The sequence below is a fragment of the Luteimonas aestuarii genome (genome assembly GCF_004357985.1).
Classification (GTDB): Bacteria; Pseudomonadota; Gammaproteobacteria; order Xanthomonadales; family Xanthomonadaceae; genus Luteimonas; species Luteimonas aestuarii.
The window spans coordinates 74,467-99,572 of the sequence record NZ_SMTF01000008.1; the positions used below are offsets into that span (position 1 = coordinate 74,467).

Sequence of the window (25,106 nt, forward strand, 5' to 3'; positions counted from 1 at the left end):
GGGTCCTCAGTGGCCGTGTTCGGCCTCGCCCTTGGCGAGTTCGGCTTTCAGCAGGAACGCGTTGCTGCCAGCGACGCGCTCGTCGCCCGACAGCCCGTTGAGGATCTCGACGCGGTCGCCTGCGCGGCGGCCTGCGAGCACAGGGGTTACGCGGAAGCCTTTTTCATCGGTCACGAACACAACCGAGCGACCTTCCACCGTCTGCACGGCATCGACCGGCACGGTCAGCGTGTCGTCCTGGCCTGCCGCCACCACGACACCGGACACCGGTGAACCCGCTGGCGGCAGCGTCCCGGATTCAGGGCGTGCACGGATGATCGCCATGCCGCCCTGTTCGCGTACGTCGGCGGCCACGCCGATCACGACGGCGCTGAAGCTCCCGGTGGCCCCGGTAACTTCGATGCGCGCATCAGGCGCGATCTGCGCGGCGAGCGCGGGCGGCGCGGAAAAGACCAGTTCGGTCTGCGCAGGATCGGACACGTTCGCCACGAGGTCGCCCGCGGCGACGAAGCCGCCTGGCGTCACCTGCACCGCGCCGACGATGCCGGCCACGGGAGTGGTGATGGTCACGCGGCCGCCTGCATCCGGTGAGCCGGCCGCGGCGACCTGCGCCGCGGCAGCCCGGGCAGTCGCATCGGCCGCCAGCGAGCGCGCGCGCGAGGCTTCGAGTTCCTGCCGTGCGACCACGCCCTGGGTGACCAGGGACTGGTCGCGCTGGTACACCAACCGGGCCGCCTGGGCCTCCGCGCGTGCGGCATCGGCGCTTGCCCGCATGGTCGCCGCTTCGCCGCTGACGATCACGGCGAGCGGCTGGCCGGCGCGCACGGGGGTGCCAGGCGCCACGACGACGCGCTCAACGCGGCCGCCAACGGAGGCGGCAACGGCAGCGCGGGCGCCAACGGCGGACTCGACGCGACCGCTCAGGCGTGTCTCGCCGCCACCGCCGCGGCCCAAAGCCACGACCTGGATGCCCGACGCTTCGATCTGCGGTTGCGTGAGGACCACCAAGCCTTCTTCGCCCTCGGCCTCTTCATCGCCATGTTCGTCTTGGCCGCCACCGTCGACATGGCCCGCAGGGCTTGGGCCAGCGTCCTGCCCGCCGGTGAGCTTCGCAAGGCCGTAGCCTACGAGGACGGCGAACAGGAGCGCCGCGGCGAACATCATCAGTCGCCTGGTATCGGTTTTCATCGGGAATCTCCAAACGGGGCGCGGCCTTCCAGGCGCGCCAGGTCGATTTCGGCACGGACGCGCGCGATCCGCGCGTCCACGGCGGCGTTACGCGAGGCGATCAGCGCCGCACGTGTGCTGCGAAGTTCCAGCTGCGAGATACGGCCGGCCTCGAAGCCGATGCGGGACAGGCGATAGGCCTCTTCGGCGGCTGCGACGCCGTTGTCGGCGGCGCGCGTGCGGCTGCCGGACGCGGCAAGCGCCGCCACGGCGGCAAACCGGCCTGCTCGCGCTTCCTGCTGCTGCGCGATCAGTCGGGCTTCGGCGGCTCGCTCCTCAGCGTAGGCAGCGCGGATACCGCCCCGGTTGCGATCGAACAGCGGGACGGTCAGTTCGATGCCGACCGTGAACGCCTCATCGTCGGTGTCACGATATCGGCGCATGCCAAGAGAGGCGTTGACATCCGGGCGGGCGCGGCGCCTTTCGACCGTCACCAGCCGACCGGCGGTGACGAGTTCAGCCTGGGCGACCTGGACCGCCAACGGATCGGCGTCGCCTGCTTGCGGCGTCCCCGGCGCGCGATCAAGCAGGCTCGCGCCGATGGCCTGGACCGGCCGGTCGAGCAGGGCTATCGCCGACAGCCGCGCAAAGGCGGCGTCCCGAAGGGCGCTGGCCTCATCAACCGCAGCCCTGGCGGACGCGACCTCACTCTGCGCCTGGATGTCCCGCAGGGTGGCTTCACGCCCTTGTTCGACCATGGCGGCGACCCCGCGCGCATCCTGCTCGGCCAGGGAAAGGGCCTCGGCCGCGAGCTCGTGTCGCCGTGCCGCGGCTTCGGCCTCCGCGTAGACCAGCGCCACCTGAGCTGCGACCTGCCAGCGGACTTGTTCGCGTCGCAGGCCCGCAGCATCGGCGTCAGAGCGCGCCGCCTGGACCCGGGCGCTTCGCTGGCCGAACAGTTCGAGAGGTTGGTTGATCGACAGGGTCGTTTCGGCGTTGCCGATGCCGTTGTACGGACCGGTGCCGTAAACGTTCTCCATGTCGTACGCGATGGAGGGGTTGGGCAAGGCGCGCGCCTGGTCGGCGCGAGCGACGGCCGCGTCGTATCGGGCAACGGCCTCGAGCGATGACGGCAGTGCGTCAAGTCGAGCGATCAGATCTTCGTAGGTCGGGGCGGTGTCGACGACCGGTTCGACCGCCACCGATGGCGAGGCGAACAGCAAGGCAGTCACCAGCAACCCGACCGCCAGGAGCGGTCGGACAAGTTGCGTGAGCATGGGAACTCCAGAAGCAAAAGTTGACGTGGGAGCCCGTCATGACGGGCACGGCACGTCAGCTCTGCGGAGGTCTCATCGGTCCTTCGGACAGCGCAGATGCACGACCTGGGTCATGCTGTGCGTGCTGAACGACGTGCGCGGCGGGGTAAACAACGGCGGCACTGCCGAAGAAATTGGCTGTCGAATGATGGCAATGGTTGTGGACACAACCACCATGCGCGCTGTCCGGAGCGTCGCCCTCACCAGCCTCATCCTGGGGCGCAGGTCCAGCGTGATCGCTCGCTGCGTGAGTGTCGACTTCGAACGAGCAAACGAAAGCATCGGCCACAGGCACGATCACCATCACTGCGACAAGCAGCGCGGCGATAAAGCCTCTCAGTCGGGGAAGGGCGCGGTACATCTTTCGCAAAATATCAGTCTCGCGTATCCGGATACAATTACAACGCCGGTCGAAGACCTCAACCGACTGCAGGCCCGCCACTCTCTTCCTGGCACGGCACGCATCTGGTGCCCCGGAGTTCCTGCAGCGCACCGCGCATCACTCGAACGGCGGATCGCAGAAACAGCAGCAGCAAGGCGGAGGCGATTACTAAGTCTGGCCAGCCCGCCCCGAACACCCATACCGCAATAGCCGCCAGCAAGACCGCGCAGCCTTCATAGATATCGTTCCGGGAGCACTCCCACGCGGATGACAGGTTGATGTCACCGTTTCGATGCGGGGTCAGCAGCCAGAGGCAGTATGCGTTGGCCGCCAGGTTCAACACCCCCGCCACCCCCATCGCCTCGAATACAGGCACGCCTGGATTGTTGAGTCGCCATGCGATCTGGGCCGCGACCGCAACTGCTGCGCCCAAGATCAACAGCCCTTTGAGGAAAGCGACTTTGGCCTTCATCTGCAGGGACGAGCCAACGACGGCCAGGCTCACGGCGTATGTGAATGCGTCGCCCAGGTTGTCCAGCCCACCCGAAAGCAGTGAGGAAGAGCGGCTGAACCAGGCCGCGCCCATCATCATGACGAAGGTGGCGAGATTGATGGCCAGCACAATTTTCAAGGTGCGCCGCTGTGAGTCCTGCATCGACGCCACGTTCACAACCTTTCCACACCCGCGGCAATCAGACATCACAAGCTCCGTTGGCCACAGTCAAGATTTCGATCGTGATCGACCCAATAGCAGGATCGGCCGCGTTCAAAGGCAGGCCCATTCCATCGGCGATCCGGGAATTCCTTGACCAGGTGGCAGTGAGAATCAGCACAGGGTAAAGTCCGTAGCCGCTACAGAGTCAAGCGGGATTACGCATGAAGATCAGTGAAGCCGCCGCCGCCAGCGGCTGCCACCTGGAAACCGTCCGCTACTACGAGCGGGTGGGACTTGTCCCATCGCCAAACCGGACGGGGAGCGGCTATCGCGTCTACGCGCAGGCAGACGTGGAGCGGTTGCGGTTCGTTACCCGCGGGCGCGAGCTGGGTTTCAGCCTGGAGGAGATCCGCAGCCTGCTGCGCCTGAATGACGATCCGAAGCTGTCGTGCGGCGACGTCGATGCGCTGGCGCGCGTGCACTTGACCGACATCCACCAGCGGCTTGAGGCACTGACGCGCATGGCAGGTGAATTGGAACGGGTGATCCTCCAGTGCGCCGGCGGCGAGCGAGGCGCGTGCGCCATCCTCGGGGCATTGCGGTGTACGAGTGACCACTCGGCGTCGTGTGCGAACCAGGAAGGCTGCCGATGACCTTGGATCGCTATCTAGAGGCTGCGATCCGAGAGAACACGCAGCGCAGCTACGCCTCGGCGCTGCGGCACTTCGAGGTCGAATGGGGCGGCCACCTGCCAGCCACGCCGGACAGCGTGGCCCGTTATCTGGCCGATCACGCCGCGCTGTTGGCGAACAACACGCTCCGACAGCGGCTAGCTGCGCTGGCGTCCTGGCATCGCGAGCACGGGTTCGTCGATCCCACCCGCGCGCCATTGGTGCGCAAAGTGCTCAAGGGCATCCAGACGGTGCACCCCTCGGTGGAGAAGCAGGCCGAGCCGTTGCAACTGACCCGACTGACACAGGTCGACGACTGGCTCCGCACTGCGATCTCGGTCGCCCGCGAACGCGGCGATCGCGCGGACGAGCTGCGCCATCGCCGCGACCGATCCCTGATCCTGCTCGGCTTCTGGCGCGGCTTCCGCGGCGATGAACTGATCCGCGTGCAAGTCGAACACTTGCGTCTAGTCCCGGGCGACGGGATGACCTGTTTCCTGCCGCGCAGCAAAGGCGACCGTCAGGCCTCGGGCACCAGCTACAAGGTGCCAGCGCTATCGCGATTGTGCCCGGTGACTGCGATCGTGGATTGGACGACCACGGCCGCCCTGACGGAGGGGCCGGTGTTCCGCGGTATCGACCGCTGGGGCCGTGTGAGCGAGACGCCACTGCATCCGAACAGCCTGATCCCGCTGCTGCGCAGCCTGCTCGCCGCGGCGGGGCTCCCAGATGCCGCGACCTACAGCAGCCATTCCCTGCGCCGCGGTTTCGCCGGTTGGGCCAATGCGAACGGCTGGGACGTGAAGGCGCTGATGGAATACGTCGGCTGGCGCGACATGCACTCGGCCATGCGCTATCTCGACGGTGGCGATCCCTTCGCACGGCAGCGTATCGAAGTCGGTCTGCAATCACCGGCCCTCCCACCCCCATGACCGACTGAGGATCTGCATGGCATCGATCGAACGGACCGCATACCCGCAATTCAAGCGCAATCCTGTCGTCCGGGAACTGATCGCGGCCTACACGCCGACCGACGACGAACTGGCCTTCATCGCCGACAACGCTCGGCAACCGGGTCACCGATTGACCTTGGCGCTGCTGCTGAAATCCTTCCAGCGATTGGGCTATTTCCCCGCAATCGATGAAGTGCCCGCCGCGGTCATCCGGCACCTGCGCAATGCGCTGCGGTACCGGATCCAGGTCAAGCCCGCCGAGATCGCGCCGAACAAGCGCTACCGCTACTTCCAGCGCATCCGGGCCTATCTGCAAGTCCGGGCCTATGCCGACGGCGGCCTCGACGTGGCGGCACGCGCCATCCACGAAGCCGCGGCCGTCATGGACAACCCGGCCGACCTGATCAACGTGGCCATCGAACAACTCGTGCGCGACCGCATCGAGCTGCCTGCGTTTTCCGCCCTGGATCGCCTGGCCCGCCGAGTTCGCACCCTGGTCAATGGCCGTTACTTCGCCCTCATCGACAAGCGGCTGACGGCGGACGAGAAGCAACGGCTGGACGATCTGCTGGTCGTCACCGACGCTCGCATCAAGAGCCCGCTGCAGGCCATCAAGCGGCTGCCGAAACGATCTTCTCTGCAGCACTTCCAGGAACTGCTCGACCACATCGCGGCGTTGGACGAGTTGGTCGGCAGCGAACGGCACCTGGCGGACGTGCCGGAACTCAAGCGCAAGCACTTCGCCGCCGAAGCCCGGGTACTGGACGCTGCCGAGTTGCGCGATTTCGGCCCGGCCAAACGACACGCGCTGCTGCTGTGCCTGATCCATCGCGCCCGGGTGCAGACCCGCGACGACCTAGCTGAGATGTTCATCAAACGCATGGGCAATCTCCACAACCGCGGCAAGGAGGAACTGGAGCGGCTGCGTGCGCGCTACCGCGAGAAGACCGAGGCCATCGTCGCCACGATGTCGGATGTGATCCAGGTGCTCGACCGTCACCCGGGCGACACCGACGCAGGACGGGAGATTCGCCGCCTGGTCAGCACGCGCGGGGGCGTCCAGACCCTGCAGGCTGACTGCGATGCCATCGCCGCCCACAGCGGCGACAACCACCTGCCGCTGCTGTGGCCGTTCTACAAGAGCCACCGCGCCACCATCCTGCGCATGGTGCGCATGCTGGACCTGGAATCCACCACCGAAGACCGTTCGTTGATCGACGCGATCGAGCTGATCCTGTCGCAGGAGCGTGCCCGCGGCGACTGGCTGGACGAACCGGTCGATCTGGCGTTCACGACCCAGCTCTGGCGAAAGACCATCACCCACCGCACCGAGCAGGGCGAGGAACGCATCCACCGCCGCCTGTTCGAGGTGTGCGTGTTCTCCTCACTGGCCAACGAACTGAAATCCGGCGACGTGGCCGTGCGCGGTTCGGAAACCTACGCCGATTACCGCGAGCAGTTGCTGCCCTGGGAGCAGTGCGAGCCGTTGCTGGACGACTACTGTCGCCAAGTGGGTTTACCGGCCTCCGCGGTGGGATTCGTCAATGCCTTGCAGTCCAAGCTGATGCAAGTCGCGGACCTGACGGATCAGGGTTACCTGGAGAACGGCCAGGTGATCATCGGCGACGACGGGTTTCCGGTGCTCAAGCGCCACAAGGCCAAGGACATGAGCAGCGGCGCTCGCGCCCTGGAGACCGCGATCCTCGACCGCCTGCGCGAGCGCAGTGTCATCGAGATCCTCTGTGACGTGGCGCACTGGACCCGCTGGCCGCGGCATTTCGGACCGCTGTCCGGGTCCGACACCAAGATCGACCAGCCCACCGAACGCTACGTGCTGACGGCGTTTACCTATGGTTGCAACCTCGGCCCGGCCCAGGCCGCACGGCATCTGCGAGGCGCTGCGTCGGCGCACATGCTGTCGTTCGTCAATCGCCGTCACGTGGATGCGAACAAGCTGGCAGCGGCCTGCCGCGACATCATCAACAGTTACGCCGGCCTGCAGCTTCCCAAATTCTGGGGCGATGGCAAGCGCGCCGCGGCCGACGGCACCAAGTACGACCTGTACGACCAGAACCTGCTGGCGTCGTACCACATCCGTTATGGCGGCTACGGCGGCATTGCCTATCACCATGTGTCCGACACCTACGTGGCGCTCTTCAGTCACTTCATCCCGTGCGGCGTCTGGGAAGCGGTGTACATCATCGACGGGCTGCTGAAGAACACCTCCGACATCCAACCCGACACCGTCCATGCCGATACCCAGGGTCAGTCGCTGCCGGTATTCGGGCTGTCGCACTTGCTGGGCATCCAGCTGATGCCGCGCATCCGCAACTGGCGCGACTACCGGTTCTTCCGTCCGGACGAGGACAGCCGCTACGAGCACATCGATGCGCTGTTCCGGGAAGATGTGGACTGGGACCTGATCGAGACCCACTGGAAGGATCTGATGCAGGTCGTGCTATCGATCAAGTCCGGCAAGATCGCGGCCTCGACGCTGCTGCGCAAGCTGGGCAACTACAGCCGCAAGAACCGCCTGTACCAGGCCTTCCGGGCACTCGGTGCTGCGGTGCGCACGTTGTTCCTGCTGCAATACATTTCCGATCGCGAGCTGCGCGAACAGATCACGGCCTCCACCAACAAGGTCGAAGCCTATAATGGGTTTTCGAAGTATTTCTTCTTCGGCGGAGAGGGTGTGATCGCCGATAACGACCCGCTCGAACAGGAGAAGGCGGTCAAGTACAACGACCTGGTCGCCAACGCCGTCATCTTTCATAACGTGGTCGAACAGACCCGCATCATCAAGACGCTGATGCGAGCGGGTTGGAAGATCACCCCGGAGGACGTGGCGGCGCTCAGTCCCTACGTGACCAGCCACGTGAAGCGGTTCGGCGATTACCTGATCGACGTGGACGCGCTTCCGGAACCGTACGAAATCGAGCTGGCCCTGGCGGCGTAGCGTGGGTCAACCGGTACTGCCACAGCAGGGACTATGTTGCTGGATGGGCGGGCACGGTACCGTGCCGTAGGAACAGAACACGCAGCAATCGCCTGTTTTCGGGCGCAGGAGCGTGTGGCAGGCCGAGCACTCGTAAAAGAATTGGCACGCCGTAGTGGGCATGGTTTCGGTCGCCTGGTGCCCGCATGTCGGGCACGTGAGCGTGCTTTGCAACTGCACCTCAGCCACCGTTCGCTTTCGCCTTTGCAGTGGCTGGAAAACCGGCGTCGGTGATGGCCTTCGCGATGGCGGCCGCGTTGGTGCGCTCGGCATCGAATGCCACCGTCACGGTGGCGGCTCGGGTGTCAATACGCTTCGCCGTCACGCCCGGCACTGTATCCAACGCCTTTTCGATCGTGATGCTGCACGCCGGGCAGGTCATGTTCTCCACCTGCAGGACGACCTGCTTAGGGGTAGCCGCCCAAGCCAAGCCCATCCATGCCGTGAATACCAAACTGAGAAGAATCTTGCGCATGTGGGACTCCTACAGGAACCAACCGATGTAGTAGGGAAAGAGCAGCAGCAGAGCGATCAGGCCGGTAGCGATCCATAGCCAGCGCCGGCGGCGTCGCAATCGCGAGGGATCGACGCAGGCGCCGTCGATGCGACAGCGCGAGGCCGGGCCATAGAGCATCCAGAACGCCCAGCCCAGGCACACCAACGTGGCCGCGCTGAACCACGGACGCCACGCGTCCAGGGCAGTGAGATTGGCGATCCAGGCACCGCTGATACCCAACAGGACCAGCACCAGGGGCACGACGCAACACACGGACGCGCCAATGGCCGCGACGGCGGCGCCCAAGAGGGCGGGCAGGGAGGACTGTGGGGGAGGTTGGACCATACCCGCATGATAATCTCCGTACCTAAGTACGGAGTCAAGCTGATGGCCACCCACGTAATGACAATCAGCCGGCTGGCCGCGGCCGCTGGTGTGCATGTCGAAACGGTCCGTTACTACCAGCGGCGAGGCCTGCTGCCGGAGCCTGAGCGCCCAATGGGCAGCGTCCGCCGGTACGGGCCCAACGAAGTCGGCCGACTTCAGTTCATTCGCAGAGCACAGGCGATGGGATTCAGTCTCGACGAGATAGCGGGGCTGTTGGAGGTCAAAGGCCAACGCGCTTGCGAGCAGACTCGGCGGCTGACCGAACAGAAATTGGCCGAGGTACGGCGGCGTCTGGATGAGCTACGACAATTGGAAGTCGACCTTGAGCATTTGGTGGAGGAGTGTCGCCACGTGGTGACAGGCGCACCGTGCCCGACGCTCGATCTTCTGGCGCAACCGGCCGAGAAGAAAAATATCGGCTAAGTCATTACGACGAAAGAATTATTTGAGTTCTGTGGGGCATTTTTACGCGTATCTCGGCTGAACCCCCTGTCCATACTGCCGCATCAAATTTAACATAAGATGCATTATGCGAAATACAGGGTGCCAGAGTCCGGCACCGCAACCGCCACGCCCGGAAGAGATTTCCGGTTCCGGCATGGCGATTCCGTGAGGCCCGCCTCTCCTGCTTCCTGACCCTCGAAGGCTGCGCCGATCTGCTGCGCGTGAGCGTTCGCACGATCCAGAATTGGGAGTCCGGCACGAGCCGGATTCCCTATGCCGCCTACAAGCTGATGCGCGTCATGCGTGGCGGCAAGTTCCTCGGCGACGGCTGGCAAAACTTCTTCGTTCGCCGCGATGTGCTGATCACGCCCCAGGGCCACGAGTTCCGCGCCAGTGACCTGGCGTGGTGGTCGCTGCTGGTGCGCCAGGCACGTGAGTACGGCAATGCCCGCCGCCAGTTGCGTGAGCTGCAATCTGCCGAGGCGTCGGCGCGTGCACACGTGAGCGAGAGCGAACGTGACCACGCGCTGGCGGCCCCGGCCAACGCATCGCCCGCCCCTGCGTCGGGCACGTCGCACGCCTCGCCTGCCGCACCTGTTGACCGCCATGCCGGCCCGCTGGTACGGTCGATAGCGCGAAAAGCAGTCACCGGGAAGCAATTTCCCGAAACCCCCTCTACTAACAGGGGGTGCAGTGAAACTGAACAAGAAGGCTCCAAGCGGGCCAAACCCCTGAAAACATGCCGAATTGCGACCATGGCGAAGCCGGTGGTCGCTGTTCGGCGTGCCCGTCCCGGTGTGGCTCGCAAGTCGCCTGCCCCGCACAAGCCCGCGCAGGCGGTGCAGTCATGAGTCGTCAGCGCGGCATCAGGCCGCAATCGAAGGACGTTCCCTCCCTGCTCAACCTGCGCGACACGCTCCGCAGCATGATCGACCGTGTCGATCGCTGGCGACAGCCCGAGCGCAACGCAGGCATGAAATTGGCTTACGGGCTTGTCCGCGATCAGCTCGCCCAAGAGCTTCGCTCCGTTGACGAAATGATCGCTTACGCGCAGCGCGACCGAGAGGGGTGCAGGGGCGGAGCCCCTGCGATCAAGGGGCAAGGATGCCCCGCTCCTGTTCCAGCGGTCGGACCCGCGCCCGGCGTCTCTGAAAACCGTGCGAACGGCCTCCCTGCCGACCCGCTTTTACTCCGCCAGCCGATGCAGGAATTGCCTGTCGCTGGCCCTTCCCGACCGCTTGACATAATCTCAACCGAGGGGGCGAATCCGTGACGCGAACCACCGATGCATTATGCGAAATATAGTACGGTCAGCTATTGGTGTTTCGCCACTCCGGACTCACTGGGTGGATGCCCGGCACCTTGTGCTGGATTGCGTCCAGCCATCGGGCAGCCGCTGGGAGATCCTTCCACCGATGCAGGCGGTATCGTCCCCGCGCCGCCGTGCTTCGATCGGCCCTGGGATCGCCGGCAGATACGCGGCTCGGGGCGCGGACGTCGGGTCCGGGCTTGTCGCCAGGCGTACGGGATGTGGTTCGATCAATGCCGCCAATTCGCGTCGCCATTCGGCTGTGGAGCGCTCGATCCCGGCCATGACCGCACGATACGCGACGATGCCGATGGCAATCTGCAGCAGTCCGAACAGGCAAAGCGCAGTGAACACTGCCCACACGATCCGCCAGAATGGAGTTCCCGCATCGTGCGCTTTCAGCTGGCCGCGCCGATTGCGAAAACGCAGGCTGTCCAGTTCGTCAACCTGCATGGGTGATCCTCCGGGCAACAGGTCCTGACTCGGGCAGCGCCGGATGCCATGGGTGTGAGACCGACTGGGAAGCCATGTGTCAGCCCTCTGCTGTGTCGTTGTCGGCCCGCTTCCGCGCTGCCTGCCTGCGCGCACCTCGCAAGCGGTCCAGCTTGTCCTTGAGCTTGAGTTCCATGCCCCGCTCCACCGGCCGGTAATAGGTGCGTTCGCCCATGGCATCGGGAAAGCCGGTCTGGTCCAGCGCCACGCCACCGTCGGCGTCGTGGTCGTACTGGTAGCCTTTGGCGTAGCCGAGCTCCTTCATCAGCTTCGTCGGCGCGTTGCGCAGGTGCATGGGCACGTCCTGCGTGCCGTATTCGCGCACGTCGCGCTGCGCGGCCTTGAAGGCAACGTAGGCGGCGTTGGATTTCGCGGTGCTGGCCAGGTAGATGACCAGTTGCGCCAGCGCCAGTTCGCCTTCGGGGCTGCCCAGGCGGTCATAGGTCTCCCAGGCATCGATGGCCATCGGCAAGGCGCGCGGGTCGGCAAGACCGATGTCTTCCACCGCCATGCGCGTCATCCGGCGTGCGAGGTACAGCGGGTCGCAGCCGCCGTCGAGCATGCGGCTGAACCAGTACAGCGCGGCGTCGGGATTGGAGCTACGTACCGACTTGTGCAAGGCCGAGATCTGGTCGTAGAACTGCTCTCCGCCCTTGTCGAAGCGGCGCGTGCGGTCGGCCAGCACCTGTTCCAGCGTGGCATCGGTGACGGCGCCGCCCTCGGCCGCCAGCTCCGATGCGATTTCGAGCAGCGTCAACCCCCGCCGGACGTCGCCATCCGCCGCGACTGCGATCAGGTGCAGGTGTTGGTCCGACACCACCACGCCGCGACCGCCCAGTCCGCGCTCCCCGTCGTCCAGCGCGCGTCGAAGCGCGAGTTCGATGTCTTCAGGCGACACCGCTTCCATGACGTGCACGCGGCAGCGCGACAGCAGCGCCGAGTTCAACTCGAAAGAAGGATTCTCAGTGGTAGCGCCGACGAAGACGATGGTGCCGCGTTCGATATGCGGCAGGAATGCGTCCTGCTGCGCCTTGTTGAAGCGGTGCACTTCGTCGACGAACAGTACCGTGCGGCGACCGTCGACGAAGCGGTGCCCGGCTTCGGCCAGCACTTGCCGCACTTCGGGCAGGCCGGCCAGTACGGCGGAAATGGCGCGGAACTCGGCATCGGCGTAATGCGCCAGCAGCAGGGCCAGCGTGGTCTTGCCGCAACCGGGCGGACCCCACAGCACCATCGAATGCACGTGTCCGGATTCGACCGACTGGCGCAGCGCCGAGCCAGGCGCAAGCAGGCGGCGTTGCCCCACCATGTCATCCAGCGTACGCGGCCGCATGCGCTCGGCCAGCGGGCGCAGCGCCGTGCGGTCGACGTCCAGCAGGTCGTCGCTTGCGGTGTTCGGGGGCTGGCGGTTGGCCTTGGGCACGCGTTGCCTTGCAGATGGGGTTCCGCGGACACGATAGCAAGCGCGTGTCGCAGGCGGTGCGATGGTGTTGCCGCTCGTCGGACCTACTCGCTCGCGTCGCCGACGAGGCCCAGTTCGTAGTACACGCGCTGCCAGGTGGACCGGGCCGTGTCGTACAGCGACTCGATGCGGATCGGGGTCAGCCCGCGCAGGCCGAAGTCGACGATGCCGCTGGCATCGATGCGCAGGAAGCGGTGGCCGGCTTCGGCGGTGTCGATGCGGTCGAGTTGCAGGCGTGCGCCGCCGCCCTGCGTGCGGTCCAGTTCGGCGACCACCTGGTCGTCCAGTTGCCGCACCAGGGCCGCGTCGTTGGGAACCACGCGTTCAACATCGCCGACGCCACCCAGCACCAGCTCGGGATAGCCGGCATTGCCGAAACTGCCGTCGTAACGGGTGCGGTAACGGAAGCCGATCCAGTCGGGGTCGTCGCCCAGACGGAGGCGCCCTTCCCCGCTGACCACCCGGTCACGTTCGCTGGTCGATACCACGTCCACGACGTCGAGGCGGATGGAAATCGGTTCGTGCCCGGCGAATTGCTCACCCAGCGCGGCCACGACGACGGCGGCGACCGCGTTGTCCAGCGTTTCGTCGCCGCTACCGGCAGGCGCACGAGGCAGCTCAGCGGACGTTGCCCCGGCACTGGCGGCTAGGGCCAAGGCGAGCGTCCCCACCAACCAGGGGGTCAACGCGCGCTGCGCACCCGATTTGCCTCGCAACGCCATCCCCCTCCCCTGCATGTCGCCGCTGATTCAGCCCTCGCCGCCGATCACGTCCACGCCGGCAGGCGGGGTGAACGCGAAAGTGCCGCGGGCGAATGAAGGGTTGCGCTTCCAGCCGGTGAACACGATCTCGGTGCGCTGGCCCAGCGCGTCATGAATGTCCATGCGCGCCACGCCGTTGCCATCCAGGCCAATGCGGGCGGAATCAAACGCGGCATCCTGGCCCTGCTTCGGCTTCAGCACCACCCACTGCAGGCCGGCGGACTCGCCACCGTCCTCCACCACGTAGTCGCGGTCCAGTTTGCCCGGATCGATCAGGGCCGCCAGCGGGCTGTCCTGTTCGGCGGCGCCCTGCGGGCGACGCGTCACCTGCTCCATGTCGGGGTCGTAGACCCAGACCGTGTTGCCATCGGCAATGATCAGCTGAGGATACGGGCGCACGTATTCCCAACGGAACTGGCGCGGCGCGGACAGCGCAACCCGGCCGCTGGTGGTTTCCTTCACGCGGCCATTGCCGTCGAACACGCGCTGCGTGAACTGGCCGTCGAGCCCCTTGAGTCCTTGCGTGAAGCCATCCAGCCGGTCGCGCCCGTTGGCATGGGCAACGCTGGAGAACAGGACGGCGACGATGGCGAGCCAGTGGAGGGTGCGGATCATGGTGCGGATTCCTGTGGGTCGATGCGCGCAGTGTGCGAAGGCGAAACTGAATACGTGCCTTCACGGCCGGCTAGGGCCACGCCTATCGAAGCCTGCGTTAAGGCAGAACGCTATTTGGGCGGTGGCGGGGCCAGCACGCTGCGGTCGCCGTTGTGTTCGGGCGCGGACACGACGCCTGCCGCCTCCATCGCCTCGACGAGGCGCGCGGCGCGGTTGTAGCCGATCTTGAGCCGGCGCTGCACGCCGGAAATCGACGCGCGGCGCGATTCCGTGACGATCTTCACCGCCTCGTCGTACAGCGGGTCCGACTCATCGCCCGACGCAGCGGCCGCTTCGGGCAGGCCGGTCGCACCGATGCTGCTGCCGTCGTACATGGTCTGCGCTTCTTCCAGCACACCCTCGATGTAGTCCGGACCGCCGCCGCTGTGCTTGAGTTGTTCGACCACGCGATGCACTTCCTCGTCCGACACGAAGGCGCCGTGCACGCGCTCCGGCATCGCGGTGCCCGGCGGCAGGTACAACATGTCGCCGTGGCCCAGCAGCGTTTCAGCGCCGGACTGGTCGAGAATGGTGCGCGAGTCGATCTTGCTGGACACCTGGAACGCGATGCGGGTGGGGATGTTGGCCTTGATCAGGCCGGTGATGACATCGACCGAAGGCCGCTGCGTCGCGAGGATCAGGTGGATGCCCGCCGCACGTGCCTTCTGCGCAAGGCGCGCGATCAGCTCTTCGACCTTCTTGCCGACGATCATCATCATGTCGGCGAATTCGTCGATAAAGATGACGATGAACGGCAGCGTTTCCAGCGGCTGCGCCAGTTCGTCGGATTCCGGGTTCGGGCGGAACAGCGGATCCAGCAGTGGCTGGCCGGCGTCCTGCGCGTCTTTCACCTTCTTGTTGAAACCGGCCAGGTTGCGCACGCCGACCGCGCTCATCAGCTTGTAGCGGCGCTCCATCTCGGCCACGCACCAGCGCAGGCCGTTGGCGGCCTCCTTCATGTCGGTGACCACCGGCGCCAGCAGGTGCGGAATGCCCTGGTAGACGCTGAGTTCCAGCATCTTCGGGTCGATCATCAACATCCGCAGGTCTTTCGGCGTGGCCTTGAACAACAGGCTGAGCACCATGGCATTCACTGCGACCGACTTGCCCGAGCCGGTGGTACCAGCGACCAGCAGGTGCGGCATGCGCGCCAGGTCCGCCACCACGGATTGCCCGCTGATGCCCTTGCCCAAAGCCAGCGTCAGTGGGCTGCCGGACTTGTCGTACTCCTTCGAGCGCAGCAGCTCGCTGAGATAGATCATCTCGCGGGTGACATTCGGGATCTCGATGCCGATCACCGACTTGCCGGGGATCACGTCCACCACACGTACGGACTTCACCGACAGGCCGCGTGCGATGTCCTTGTCCAGCGAGCTGATCTGGCTGACCTTCACCCCCGGCGCCGGTTCCATCTCGAAGCGCGTGATCACCGGGCCCGGCTGTGCTTCCTTGACCTCCACGTCGATGCGGAAGTCCTTGAGCTTGAACTCGATCTGCCGCGACAGCGTCTCCAGCGTCTCCTCGTCGTAGCCCTTTGGCTGCGGCTTGGGGTCGTCCAGCAGCGACAGTGGCGGCAGGCCCGAGGCATCGCCGCCAGTGCCGTGGAACAACGGGATCTGCTGCTCGCGCTTCGCGCGGTCGCTCTTCTCGACCACGGGCGTGGCCGGCGGCTCGATCCTGACCTTCTCCCGTTTGGCGCGCAGCTCGGTGTCGACCTTGCGGATCTCCTGGCGCTCCTCGCGATGCTGGCGCGCCTCGCGCCAGTCCGAGGCCTGCTTGCTGCTGCGCCGGAACAGCTCGGGCAGCTTCAGCGCCCATCCGCCGATGCGATCCATCACCGCCAGCCACGAGAGTCCGGTCGCCAGCGTCACCGAGACCAGCAGCAAGGCGATCAGGAACAGGTTGCCCCCCACCCCGCCGAAGCCGCTGTACAGCGCATTGCCGATCAAACGACCAAGTATGCCGCCGCCCCCGGCCGACAGGTTCTCGACCGCAGGCAGGCGCAGGTACAGCAGGCCGGTCGCGGCGACCAGGAACCCCACGATGCCCACCAGCCGCAGCGCCGGCCCCAGGTCGACGTTGCCATCGCCGTCGACATCCATGCCGAACAGCGCGATCCATGCGATCGCGCCGAGCATGATCGGCAGCAGGTAGGCCACGTAGCCGGTCAGGTACAGCAGCACGTCGGCCAACCATGCGCCGACGGTGCCGCCGGCGTTCTGCAGCGGCGCCGCCACGCTGCCCGCGCTGGACCAGCCGGGATCGTCCGGCGAATAGGTCGCCAGGCAGACCAACAGGTACAGCAGGAACGGCGCGATCAGGATCAGCGCGATGTCGCGGAACAGGCGCTGGCGGCGTGGATTGGGCGCGGCAACGGTCTCGTCCGCTACTGCGCGCCGGCGTTTGCTACGGTCCGTAGTCGCTCGTGCCACCGTGATACATCGCCTTAGGAAGTCGATCCAATCGATTGATCTTACGTCAAAGTTTCATGGATTGCAGCGCCGGATGCACCAGCTTGCCACCTTCCACGTTGATCCCGCGCACCAGCGCCTGGTTGTCGCGCCAGTCGCCTGACGCCAGCTTGTTCACCCAGGGCAGGATGGCCGCGCAGATGGCTTGCGACGACGTCTGCGGCACCGCGCCGGGCATGTTGGTCACGCAGAAGTGGATCACGCCTTCCTCGGTGTAGGTCGGCTCCTTCCAGGTCGTCGGGCGCGAGGTCTCGAAGCAGCCGCCCTGGTCGATGGAGATGTCGACCAGCACGCTGCCGTCCTCCATGTCTTCCATCATCTGGCGCGTCACCACGTGCGGGGCGACCGCACCGGTCACCAGCACCGCGCCGATCACCAGGTCGGCCTTCGCCACTTCGCGTGCCACGACGTCGTCGTAGGGGTACAGCGCGGTGACGTTGTTGCCCAGCCGCATCATTTCCTCCATGCGGTCCTGGCGCTTCTCGAACACGACCACGTTGGAACCACCCGCCGCGGCCAGCGCCGCGGAAGCGCCACCGGCCTGTCCGGCACCGAACACCACCACCTTGCCGCGCTCGGTCGACGGCAGCCCGCCCAGCAGCTTGCCCTTCCCGCCCATCGGCTGGTGCAGGTAGTGCGTGCCGACCTGCACCGCGATCTTGCCGGCGATCACCGACATCGGCGCCAGCAGCGGCAACTCGCCGTTGTCCAGTTCCACCGTCTCGAACGCGACGCCGGTCAGGCCGATGTCGAGCAGGCGGCGGGTGAGGTCCGGCAGCGGCGCCAGGTGCAGGTAGCAGAACAGCAGGTGGTCCTTGCGCAGCAGCGCCAGGTCGCCATCGATCGGCTCCTTGACCTTCACGATCAGCTCGCCCTTCTCGTACAGCGCGCCGGCATCGGGGGCGATCTTGACGCCCAGCTTGGCGTAATCGCCATCGGCGAAACCGGACTTCACGCCTGCGTCGCGCTCGATCCACACCTCGTGGCCGCGCTTGACCAGGTCGCCTGCCGCTGCCGGCACCAGGGCCACGCGGCCTTCGAGGGTCTTGGTTTCCTTGGGTACGCCGATACGCATCAGTGACTCTCCGGTTCAACGCATCCCGCGCGGGATGCACAAAGTCCAGTCGTGAAAAACCCGCGCGACGGGTCGCACGGGCTCGTGTGTGGTGCGGCGGACATCGCCTCGCGGATTGCATCGGCCGGAATCGGAATCACCGTTCCGCCACCGCATGCCGCGCGCGCCTTGTTTTGCCGCTGCCGCGCCGCCAAGCTATACGCCCGTTACGCAGCATTTCCATGGCCCGCGAGTATACATGAGCACCCCACGACACTGCCGCCTGTTGATCCTCGGTTCCGGCCCCGCCGGCTGGACCGCCGCCGTCTATGCGGCCCGCGCCAACCTAAAGCCCGTGGTGCTCACCGGCATCCAGCCGGGCGGGCAGCTGACCACCACCACCGAGGTCGACAACTGGCCCGGCGACGCACACGGGCTGATGGGGCCGGACCTGATGGCGCGCATGCAGGCGCATGCCGAGCGTTTCGATACCGAAGTGATCTTCGACCACGTGCACAGCGCGGACCTGTCGCAGCGTCCGTTCCGGCTGAAGGGCGACAACGGCGAGTACACCGCCGACGCCCTGATCATTTCCACCGGCGCCACCGCCAAGTACCTGGGGCTGGAGTCGGAAGACAAGTACAAGGGCCGCGGTGTGTCCGCCTGCGCCACCTGCGACGGCTTCTTCTACCGCGACCAGGACGTGGCGGTGATCGGCGGCGGCAACACCGCCGTCGAGGAAGCGCTGTACCTGTCCAACATCGCCCGCAAGGTCTACCTGGTGCACCGCCGCGACACGCTGCGCGCCGAGAAGATCATGCAGGACAAGCTGTTCGCCAGGATCGAGGCCGGCAAGATCGAACCGGTGTGGCACCACACCGTCGACGAGGTGCTGGGCGACGACAGCGGCGTGACGGGGATGCGCCTGAAGTCGGTGCAGGACGGCAGCACGCGCGAGATCGCGGTGCATGGTTTCTTCGTGGCCATCGGCCACACGCCCAACACCACGCTGTTCGAAGGCCAGCTGGCGATGAACAACGGCTACATCGAGATCCGCACCGGCCTGTCCGGCGGCGCCACGGAAACCTCGGTCAAGGGTGTGTTCGCGGCCGGCGACGTCGCCGACCAGGTCTATCGCCAGGCGATCACCTCGGCCGGCTTCGGCTGCATGGCCGCGCTGGATGCCGAGAAGTTCCTGGACAAGCACGACTAGGTTCGGTCGACGCCGATGCCCACCCTGCGCGTCATCGACGCGCTGTCGGAGATTCCCGCCAGCCAGTGGGACACGCTGCACGATGGCACCCATCCGTTCGTGTCGCATGCGTTCCTGCATGGGCTGGAGGCGCACGGCTGCCTGCGCCCGGACTGGGGCTGGACGCCGCGCCACGTGACGCTGTGGGAGGGCGGAACGCTGGTTGCCGCCGCACCGAATTACGTCAAGCGCAATTCGCACGGCGAGTTCGTGTTCGACCATGCCTGGGCGCACGCGTACGCGCAGCACGGCATGGACTACTTCCCGAAGCTGCTGTGCGCGGTGCCCTACTCGCCGGTCACCGGCCCGCGCCTGCTGGCAAGGGATCCGGCCTCGCGACAATTCCTGCTGGAGGCGCTCGCGGCGACGGCCGCAGCGGACGGCGCGTCTTCCGTGCATGTCAATTTCCACCGCGAAGGCGAGGACGATGCATTCGACGAGGCCTGGCTGCGCCGGATCGACGTGCAGTACCACTGGCGCAACACCGCCGGCTGGACCGCGTTCGATGACTTCCTCGCGGCCATGGACCACAAGCACCGCAAGAACATCCGCCAGGAGCGACGCAAGGTAGCCGAAGCCGGCGTGCGTTTCCGTGTGGTGCATGGCGACGAAGCCAGCAAGGGCGACATCGCGGCGATGCATGGTTTCTACCTGCAGACCTTCGCAGAGTACGGCAACTCTCCGGCACTGACGCTTGCATTTCTGCAGCACCTGGCAAGGACCACGCCGCGCAACCTCGTGCTGGTGTTCGCCGAACACGGCGGCCAGCAGATCGCCGGCGCACTCTGCCTGCGCGGCGGCGACACGCTGTACGGCCGGTACTGGGGCAGCCATGCCACGCTGCCCGGCCTGCACTTCGAGACCTGCTACTACCAGGGTATCGAGTACTGCCTGCGCGAGGGGCTACGTGCGTTCGAACCGGGCGCGCAGGGCGAGCACAAGATCGCGCGCGGGTTCCTGCCGACACTGGTGCGCAGCCGCCACTGGATCGCGCACCCGGGGTTCCGCGAGGCGTTGCGCGCATGGTGTGGCGACGAGTCCGAGTCCGTGCGCCGATACGCGGGATTGCTTACGGCGCGCTCGCCATTCCGGAAGCCCTGACGGGAGCCGAGCCTCCGTGAGGCACGGCGCGGCGCCGGCGTGTCGCCGCCGGGGCCCGGCTCGGACACAATGCCGGCGTGAGCCTCCACCTGCCGCGATTGCCGTCGGACCCGTCCGCGCCCTTCCCCGCCCCGGCCTCCGCGCTGCGCCGGCCGGACGGGTTGCTGGCCTTCGGCGGCGACCTGTCGCCGGAGCGACTGCTCAACGCCTATCGCCACGGGGTCTTCCCATGGTTTTCCGAGGGGCAGCCGATCCTGTGGTGGTGCCCGGACCCGCGCATGGTGTTCCGCACCGATGGCGTGCGGCTGTCGTCGCGGTTCCGTCGCAGCCTGCGGACGTCGCCATGGACGATCCGGGCCGATACCGCCTTCGATGCGGTGGTGGCCGCCTGCGCTTCGATGCCGCGGAACGGGCAGGACGGCACCTGGATCACGCCGGACATGCAAGCCGCCTATGGGCGCATGCACCGGCTGGGGCATGCGCACAGCGTGGAAGTGTTCGACGGGACAAGGCTCGTCGGCGGCATCTATGGCGTCGCGATTGGCCGGGTGTTCTTCGGCGAGAGCATGTTCAGTGCCGCATCGGGTGGATCGAAGGTAGCGCTGGCGGCCCTCGCCCGCCGTCTGTCGGCATGGGGATGGCCGCTACTGGACGCGCAGGTGGACAATGCGCACCTGCGCAGCCTCGGCGCCCGGTCGATGCCCCGCACGGAGTTCCTGGCCGCCATCGCCGGGCTGGTCGATGCGCCGGGTGCACCGGGCGGGTGGACCGAGGCGTTCGCCGGCATGTCCGCAGCCGAACTCGCCTGTTAACGGAACTTTTGCATCAAAACGGGTCGCGTGACACAATGGTGCGCTTACCTGCGGCCTCGTCCGCCGGGTACCCCTATCCCCAGAGTTACAGGACGCATGGCGAAAGACGACGTCATCGAATTCGAAGGCACGATCTCCGAGACCCTCCCGAACACCATGTTCCGGGTCAAGCTGGAGAACGGCCACGAAATCATTGCCCACATTTCCGGACGCATGCGGAAGAACTACATCCGCATCCTCACTGGCGACCGGGTCAAGGTGGAAATGACCCCGTACGACCTGACCAAGGGTCGCATCACCTACCGAATGAAGTAGCCTGCAACCGCTGCGCAAGCATGCAGCATGTGTCGACACGAAAGGCAGCCATGGGCTGCCTTTCTGCATTACGCGATTACCCGCCGAACGATTGCTTGGGCGCTGGATGCACGAGTCGCTTGGATGGTTGCACTGGTCGGAGCAATTGGCCATCGGTCATGGCGCCTTCCGCCAGATTCGCGGACGGCGGCGTGGTCCTATCGTCCGCTTGCCCGCTCCGGGCGATACGTACGAGACCTGCCGCCATGAAACATGCCGCCTTCCCCTTCCTGTTGTCGTCCGTTGCCCTGCTTGGCACGGCCAGTGGCGTCCACGCCGCATCGCGCGATGCCGTGGATCGCTGCATCGACCTGGCGCCCGCGCACCAGATCGTGCGCAGCGGCGACAGCCAGCACTTCCTGGTCAAGACCGGCGACGAGCACTACAAGGTCGCGTTCCAGCGGAGCTGCGGCTCTTTGCCCACGGCATCGCGCGTCACCATCCGTGCGGAGGGGCGCGAAGGACGTTTGTGCCCGGGCGCCGGCGTAGTCGAGACGCCGCGCGAAACGTGTGCGGTCGGAGAAGTGAGCCGGATCGCCCCGGAGGATTTCAGCCGGCAACAGCGCCGTCGTCGCTGAGCGCAGCCTGCGGCAAGGATTACAACATTGATCGCGGGGGCACGACCATCGTCGTCGCGCCCCCGCAGGACGAGATCACACCGTCGCCGGCAGCAGTTTTTCCGGTTCAGGGATGGCTTCGACGAGCAACTGATCGTCGCGCACGTCCACGTTGACCCGGCCCCCGTCGACCAGCTTGCCGAACAGCAGTTCGTCCGCCAGCGGGCGCTTGATCTTGTCCTGGATCACCCGGGCCATCGGCCGTGCACCCATCAGCGGGTCGAAACCATGCTGCGCCAGCCAGTCGCGCGCGGCCGGCGTGGCCGACAGCGTCACGTGCTTGTCGTGCAGCTGCGCTTCCAGCTCGATCAGGAACTTGTCCACCACGCGCAGGATGTGGTCCATGCCCAGCGCCTGGAACTGCACGATGGCATCGAGCCGGTTGCGGAACTCCGGCGTGAAGCCCTTGCGGATCACTTCCATCGCATCGGTGCTGTGGTCCTGGCGGGTGAAGCCGATCGACCGCCGCGCCGCCTGCGCCGCACCTGCATTGGTGGTCATCACCACGATGACGTTCCTGAAATTCGCCTCGCGGCCGTTGGTGTCGGTCAGCACGCCGCGGTCCATGACCTGCAACAGGATGTTGAAGATGTCCGGGTGCGCCTTTTCCACCTCGTCCAGCAGCAACACGCAGTGCGGCGTCTTGACGATCTTCTCGGTCAGCAGGCCGCCCTGGTCGAAGCCGACGTAGCCGGGGGGCGCGCCGATCAGGCGCGAAACCGAATGCGGCTCCATGTACTCGGACATGTCGAAGCGGACCAGCTCGATGCCGAGCTGCAGCGCGAGCTGCCGGGTTACTTCGGTCTTGCCGACGCCGGTGGGCCCCGCGAACAGGAAATTGCCGATCGGCTTGTCGGGGTTGGCGAGGCCGGAGCGTGCCAGTTTGATCGCCGAGGTCAGTGTCTCGATCGCCGGGTCCTGCCCGAAGATGACCATCTTGAGGTTGCGCTCCAGATGCTCGAGCACGTCCTTGTCGGAGGCGCTGACCTGCTTGGCCGGGATGCGCGCCATCTTGGCGACGATGGTCTCCACCTCTTCCACGTCGATCATTGCCTTGCGCAGGTTTTCCGGCAGCAGCCGCTGGCGCGCGCCGGCCTCGTCGATCACGTCGATGGCCTTGTCCGGCAGCAGCCGGTCGGCGATGTGCTTGACCGACAGGTCCACTGCGGCCTGCAGCGCCTCGTCGGCGTAGCTGACCGCATGGTGGGCCTCGTACTTGGGCTTGAGACCCTGCAGGATCTCGTAGGTCTCGCCCACGGTGGGCTCGACGATGTCGATCTTCTGGAAGCGCCGCGCCAGCGCACGGTCCTTCTCGAAGATGCCGCGGTATTCCTGGAACGTGGTGGACCCGATGCAGCGCAGCTCGCCCGACGCCAGCGCGGGCTTGATCAGGTTGGAGGCATCCATCGTGCCGCCGCTGGCCGAGCCGGCGCCGATGATGGTGTGGATCTCGTCGATGAACAGGATCGCGCCGGGGTGCTTCTTCACCGCGGTCAGCACGGCCTTGAGCCGCTTCTCGAAATCGCCGCGGTATTTGGTACCGGCGACCAGCGCGCCCAGGTCCAGCGAATAGATGGTGGCGTCGGCCAGTACCTCGGGCACCTCGCCGTCGACGATGCGCTTGGCCAGGCCTTCGGCGATGGCGGTCTTGCCCACGCCGGCCTCGCCGACGTAGAGCGGATTGTTCTTGCGACGGCGGCACAGCACCTGGATGGTGCGTTCGATCTCCTCGGCGCGGCCCACCAGTGGATCGATCCTGCCTTCCAGCGCCATCGCATTGAGGTTGCTGGCGAACTCGTCCAGCGCATCGCCCTTGGCCTCGCCCTCGCCACCTTCCTTGCCGGAGGGCTCGTCGTGGCCGTGCTCCGCCTCGTCCTGGCCGGTCTTGGCGATGCCGTGCGACAGGTAGTTGACGACGTCGAGCCGGGTCACGTCCTGCTGGTTGAGGAAATAGACCGCGTGCGAGTCCTTCTCGCCGAAGATGGCGACCAGCACGTTGGCGCCGGTCACTTCCTTCTTGCCCGAGGACTGCACGTGGTAGACGGCGCGCTGCAGCACGCGCTGGAAGCCGAGGGTGGGCTGGGTGTCGCGAGTATCGTCATCGGCCAGCTTGGATACCGAGGCCAGGATGGCCTGTTCCAGGTCGGTACGCAGCCGTTCGAAATCGGCGCCGGTCGCCTTCAGCACGACCTCCGCGGACGGGTTGTCGAGCAGCGACAGCAGCAGGTGTTCGACCGTCATGTACTCGTCACGCGCCTCGCGGGCGCGCTTGTAGCACTGGCCGATGGTGTATTCGAGGTCCTTGCTGAACATGGGGAGGACGCCTCCGTGGGGATACCCGCTATCTGGGGCCGCCTGCCGGCTTTTCCATGCCTGGCCCGTCCAGCCCTTTTTAGGCCTTTTCCATCGTGCAAAGCAACGGGTGCTGGTTGAGGCGCGAGTATTCGTTCACCTGCGCCACCTTCGACTCGGCCACCTCGCGGCTGTAGACCCCGCAGACGCCGCGGCCACGGGTGTGGACGTGCAGCATCACCTGGGTGGCCCGCTCGATGTCCAGCGCGAAGAACCTCACCAGCACGTCTACCACGAAATCCATCGGCGTGTAGTCGTCGTTCAGCAGCAGCACCGAATACATGGGGGGGCGGGCCAGTTCGGGCTTGCTGGTCTCGACCACGGTGCCGTGGTCGTGGTCGGGGGCGTGCTTGCGGGTCATGGCGCGATTATACGAACCCGCCCGCCGCCGCGGCGTGGACGCTACGGCCGCATCCGCGACACAATGGCCCTTCCAGCCACCGGGAAAGCCCCATGCGCCCTGCCACCCGTCCGTTGTCCATCTCGTGCCTGATGCTCGCGTACGCGTTGTTCGCTCCTCCGGCGATCGCCTTCGACGCGTCGGTAGCGACGCGGCTCGACGCCCGGGGTATCCAGTACGTCGTGGATGAGGACGGCGACTACAAGGTCACCTACAACTATTCGCAGGAGGGACGGAGCCAGCTGGTGTTCGTGTCGGGCGGGACGGAGAGCGTGGCCGGGTTCCGGGTGCGCGAGGTTTTCGCCCCGGCCGCCCGCGTGGCGGCCGATGGCATCAACGGCCCGGTTGCACTCGCGCTGCTGGCTGACAGCAGCAGCAACAAGCTGGGCGCGTGGGAGATCCGTGGCGACGTGCTGTACTTCGTGATCAAGCTGCCCGACGGGATCGATGCCGCCCAGCTCGAGGCGGCCATGGACATCGCGGCACAGACCGCCGACGACAAGGAAATCGAGTTCAGCGGCGACCGGGACGACCTGTGAACGGGAGTGA

The 25,106-nt window shown here is 66.2% G+C and carries 24 protein-coding genes and 1 pseudogene; 11 read left to right on the plus strand and 14 right to left on the minus strand.

Annotated features, from left to right (window positions below):
* Window positions 1–6: 6 nt before the first annotated feature.
* The 3 genes from E2F46_RS10640 to E2F46_RS10650 form a co-directional block, all read right to left on the minus strand.
* Window positions 7–1,188, minus strand: coding sequence for an efflux RND transporter periplasmic adaptor subunit (locus E2F46_RS10640; RefSeq protein ID WP_133322064.1), 1,182 nt, complete (start codon window positions 1,186–1,188; stop codon window positions 7–9).
* Window positions 1,185–2,444: a TolC family protein gene (locus E2F46_RS10645; protein ID WP_133322065.1), complete on the minus strand. Its 1,260-nt coding sequence runs from the start codon at window positions 2,442–2,444 to the stop codon at window positions 1,185–1,187. Before E2F46_RS10645 ends, E2F46_RS10640 begins: the two co-directional genes overlap by 4 nt.
* Window positions 2,445–2,902: 458 nt before the next feature.
* Complete coding sequence (locus E2F46_RS10650; protein WP_096209253.1) at window positions 2,903–3,565, minus strand: cation efflux transmembrane domain-containing protein; 663 nt, start codon at window positions 3,563–3,565, stop codon at window positions 2,903–2,905.
* 176 nt (window positions 3,566–3,741) lie between these two features.
* On the opposite strand from E2F46_RS10650, the gene E2F46_RS10655 reads away from it, so the two are divergent.
* From E2F46_RS10655 to E2F46_RS10665, 3 genes and pseudogenes are all read left to right on the plus strand, one after another.
* Complete coding sequence (locus tag E2F46_RS10655) at window positions 3,742–4,173, plus strand: MerR family transcriptional regulator (RefSeq protein ID WP_133322066.1); 432 nt, start codon at window positions 3,742–3,744, stop codon at window positions 4,171–4,173.
* Window positions 4,170–5,120, plus strand: a pseudogene (locus E2F46_RS10660) (site-specific integrase); the annotation flags it as partial. The gene E2F46_RS10655 and the pseudogene E2F46_RS10660, both read left to right, overlap by 4 nt.
* Before the next feature lie 19 nt (window positions 5,121–5,139).
* Window positions 5,140–8,100, plus strand: coding sequence for a Tn3 family transposase (locus E2F46_RS10665; RefSeq protein WP_096209251.1), 2,961 nt, complete (start codon window positions 5,140–5,142; stop codon window positions 8,098–8,100).
* 6 nt (window positions 8,101–8,106) lie between these two features.
* Here the strand turns inward: E2F46_RS10665 and E2F46_RS17700 are convergent, their stop codons facing one another.
* From E2F46_RS17700 to E2F46_RS10680, 3 genes are read right to left on the minus strand one after another with little or no spacing between them, the layout of a single operon-like run.
* Window positions 8,107–8,412 carry a GDCCVxC domain-containing (seleno)protein gene (locus E2F46_RS17700; RefSeq protein WP_425480060.1) on the minus strand — a complete coding sequence of 102 codons (306 nt, stop codon included), beginning with the start codon at window positions 8,410–8,412 and terminating at the stop codon, window positions 8,107–8,109.
* Window positions 8,321–8,614: a heavy-metal-associated domain-containing protein gene (locus E2F46_RS10675; protein WP_096209249.1), complete on the minus strand. Its 294-nt coding sequence runs from the start codon at window positions 8,612–8,614 to the stop codon at window positions 8,321–8,323. Before E2F46_RS10675 ends, E2F46_RS17700 begins: the two co-directional genes overlap by 92 nt.
* A gap of 9 nt (window positions 8,615–8,623) precedes the next feature.
* Window positions 8,624–8,980, minus strand: coding sequence for a mercuric transporter MerT family protein (locus E2F46_RS10680; RefSeq protein WP_096209248.1), 357 nt, complete (start codon window positions 8,978–8,980; stop codon window positions 8,624–8,626).
* A 42-nt stretch (window positions 8,981–9,022) separates the two neighbouring features.
* Between E2F46_RS10680 and E2F46_RS10685 the strand changes: the two genes are divergently transcribed.
* Together E2F46_RS10685 and E2F46_RS10690 are read left to right on the plus strand one after the other, a co-directional pair.
* Window positions 9,023–9,445, plus strand: a complete 423-nt coding sequence (locus E2F46_RS10685) for a MerR family transcriptional regulator (protein WP_133322067.1) — start codon at window positions 9,023–9,025, stop codon at window positions 9,443–9,445.
* Window positions 9,446–9,687: 242 nt separating this feature from the next.
* A complete protein-coding gene (locus E2F46_RS10690; RefSeq protein ID WP_243720392.1) occupies window positions 9,688–10,317 on the plus strand; it encodes a VC1465 family Xer recombination activation factor in 630 nt (209 codons plus the stop codon).
* Between the two features lie 488 nt (window positions 10,318–10,805).
* Here E2F46_RS10690 and E2F46_RS10695 read toward each other — a convergent pair whose 3' ends face one another.
* The 6 genes from E2F46_RS10695 to E2F46_RS10720 form a co-directional block, all read right to left on the minus strand.
* Complete coding sequence (locus E2F46_RS10695; RefSeq protein ID WP_133322069.1) at window positions 10,806–11,228, minus strand: hypothetical protein; 423 nt, start codon at window positions 11,226–11,228, stop codon at window positions 10,806–10,808.
* A 79-nt stretch (window positions 11,229–11,307) separates the two neighbouring features.
* A complete protein-coding gene (locus tag E2F46_RS10700; RefSeq protein ID WP_133322070.1) occupies window positions 11,308–12,690 on the minus strand; it encodes a replication-associated recombination protein A in 1,383 nt (460 codons plus the stop codon).
* Between the two features lie 83 nt (window positions 12,691–12,773).
* Window positions 12,774–13,451: a hypothetical protein gene (locus tag E2F46_RS10705; RefSeq protein WP_133322071.1), complete on the minus strand. Its 678-nt coding sequence runs from the start codon at window positions 13,449–13,451 to the stop codon at window positions 12,774–12,776.
* Between the two features lie 27 nt (window positions 13,452–13,478).
* Window positions 13,479–14,105 carry an outer membrane lipoprotein periplasmic chaperone LolA gene (gene lolA, locus E2F46_RS10710; protein ID WP_133322072.1) on the minus strand — a complete coding sequence of 209 codons (627 nt, stop codon included), beginning with the start codon at window positions 14,103–14,105 and terminating at the stop codon, window positions 13,479–13,481.
* A gap of 110 nt (window positions 14,106–14,215) precedes the next feature.
* Window positions 14,216–16,576 (minus strand): DNA translocase FtsK, encoded by a 2,361-nt coding sequence (locus E2F46_RS10715; protein WP_133322073.1) that lies wholly within the window; start codon window positions 16,574–16,576, stop codon window positions 14,216–14,218.
* 46 nt (window positions 16,577–16,622) lie between these two features.
* Entirely contained in the window at window positions 16,623–17,690 is a 1,068-nt protein-coding gene (locus tag E2F46_RS10720) for an alanine dehydrogenase (protein WP_133322074.1), read from the minus strand.
* Window positions 17,691–17,928: 238 nt separating this feature from the next.
* On the opposite strand from E2F46_RS10720, the gene trxB reads away from it, so the two are divergent.
* From trxB to E2F46_RS10745, 5 genes are all read left to right on the plus strand, one after another.
* On the plus strand, window positions 17,929–18,882 hold the full coding sequence (gene trxB / locus E2F46_RS10725) for a thioredoxin-disulfide reductase (protein ID WP_133322075.1): 954 nt from the start codon (window positions 17,929–17,931) through the stop codon (window positions 18,880–18,882).
* 15 nt (window positions 18,883–18,897) lie between these two features.
* Window positions 18,898–20,022: a GNAT family N-acetyltransferase gene (locus E2F46_RS10730; protein WP_133322076.1), complete on the plus strand. Its 1,125-nt coding sequence runs from the start codon at window positions 18,898–18,900 to the stop codon at window positions 20,020–20,022.
* A gap of 77 nt (window positions 20,023–20,099) precedes the next feature.
* Window positions 20,100–20,834, plus strand: coding sequence for a leucyl/phenylalanyl-tRNA--protein transferase (gene aat / locus E2F46_RS10735; RefSeq protein ID WP_133322077.1), 735 nt, complete (start codon window positions 20,100–20,102; stop codon window positions 20,832–20,834).
* Between the two features lie 96 nt (window positions 20,835–20,930).
* Window positions 20,931–21,149, plus strand: a complete 219-nt coding sequence (gene infA, locus E2F46_RS10740; protein WP_133322078.1) for a translation initiation factor IF-1 — start codon at window positions 20,931–20,933, stop codon at window positions 21,147–21,149.
* Between the two features lie 245 nt (window positions 21,150–21,394).
* A complete protein-coding gene (locus E2F46_RS10745; protein ID WP_133322079.1) occupies window positions 21,395–21,766 on the plus strand; it encodes a hypothetical protein in 372 nt (123 codons plus the stop codon).
* Between the two features lie 75 nt (window positions 21,767–21,841).
* Here the strand turns inward: E2F46_RS10745 and clpA are convergent, their stop codons facing one another.
* Window positions 21,842–24,118 carry an ATP-dependent Clp protease ATP-binding subunit ClpA gene (gene clpA / locus E2F46_RS10750; RefSeq protein WP_133322080.1) on the minus strand — a complete coding sequence of 759 codons (2,277 nt, stop codon included), beginning with the start codon at window positions 24,116–24,118 and terminating at the stop codon, window positions 21,842–21,844.
* Window positions 24,119–24,197: 79 nt separating this feature from the next.
* Entirely contained in the window at window positions 24,198–24,518 is a 321-nt protein-coding gene (gene clpS / locus E2F46_RS10755) for an ATP-dependent Clp protease adapter ClpS (protein WP_133322081.1), read from the minus strand.
* 92 nt (window positions 24,519–24,610) lie between these two features.
* On the opposite strand from clpS, the gene E2F46_RS10760 reads away from it, so the two are divergent.
* Window positions 24,611–25,096 (plus strand): hypothetical protein, encoded by a 486-nt coding sequence (locus E2F46_RS10760; RefSeq protein ID WP_133322082.1) that lies wholly within the window; start codon window positions 24,611–24,613, stop codon window positions 25,094–25,096.
* The last annotated feature ends 10 nt before the right edge of the window (window positions 25,097–25,106 follow it).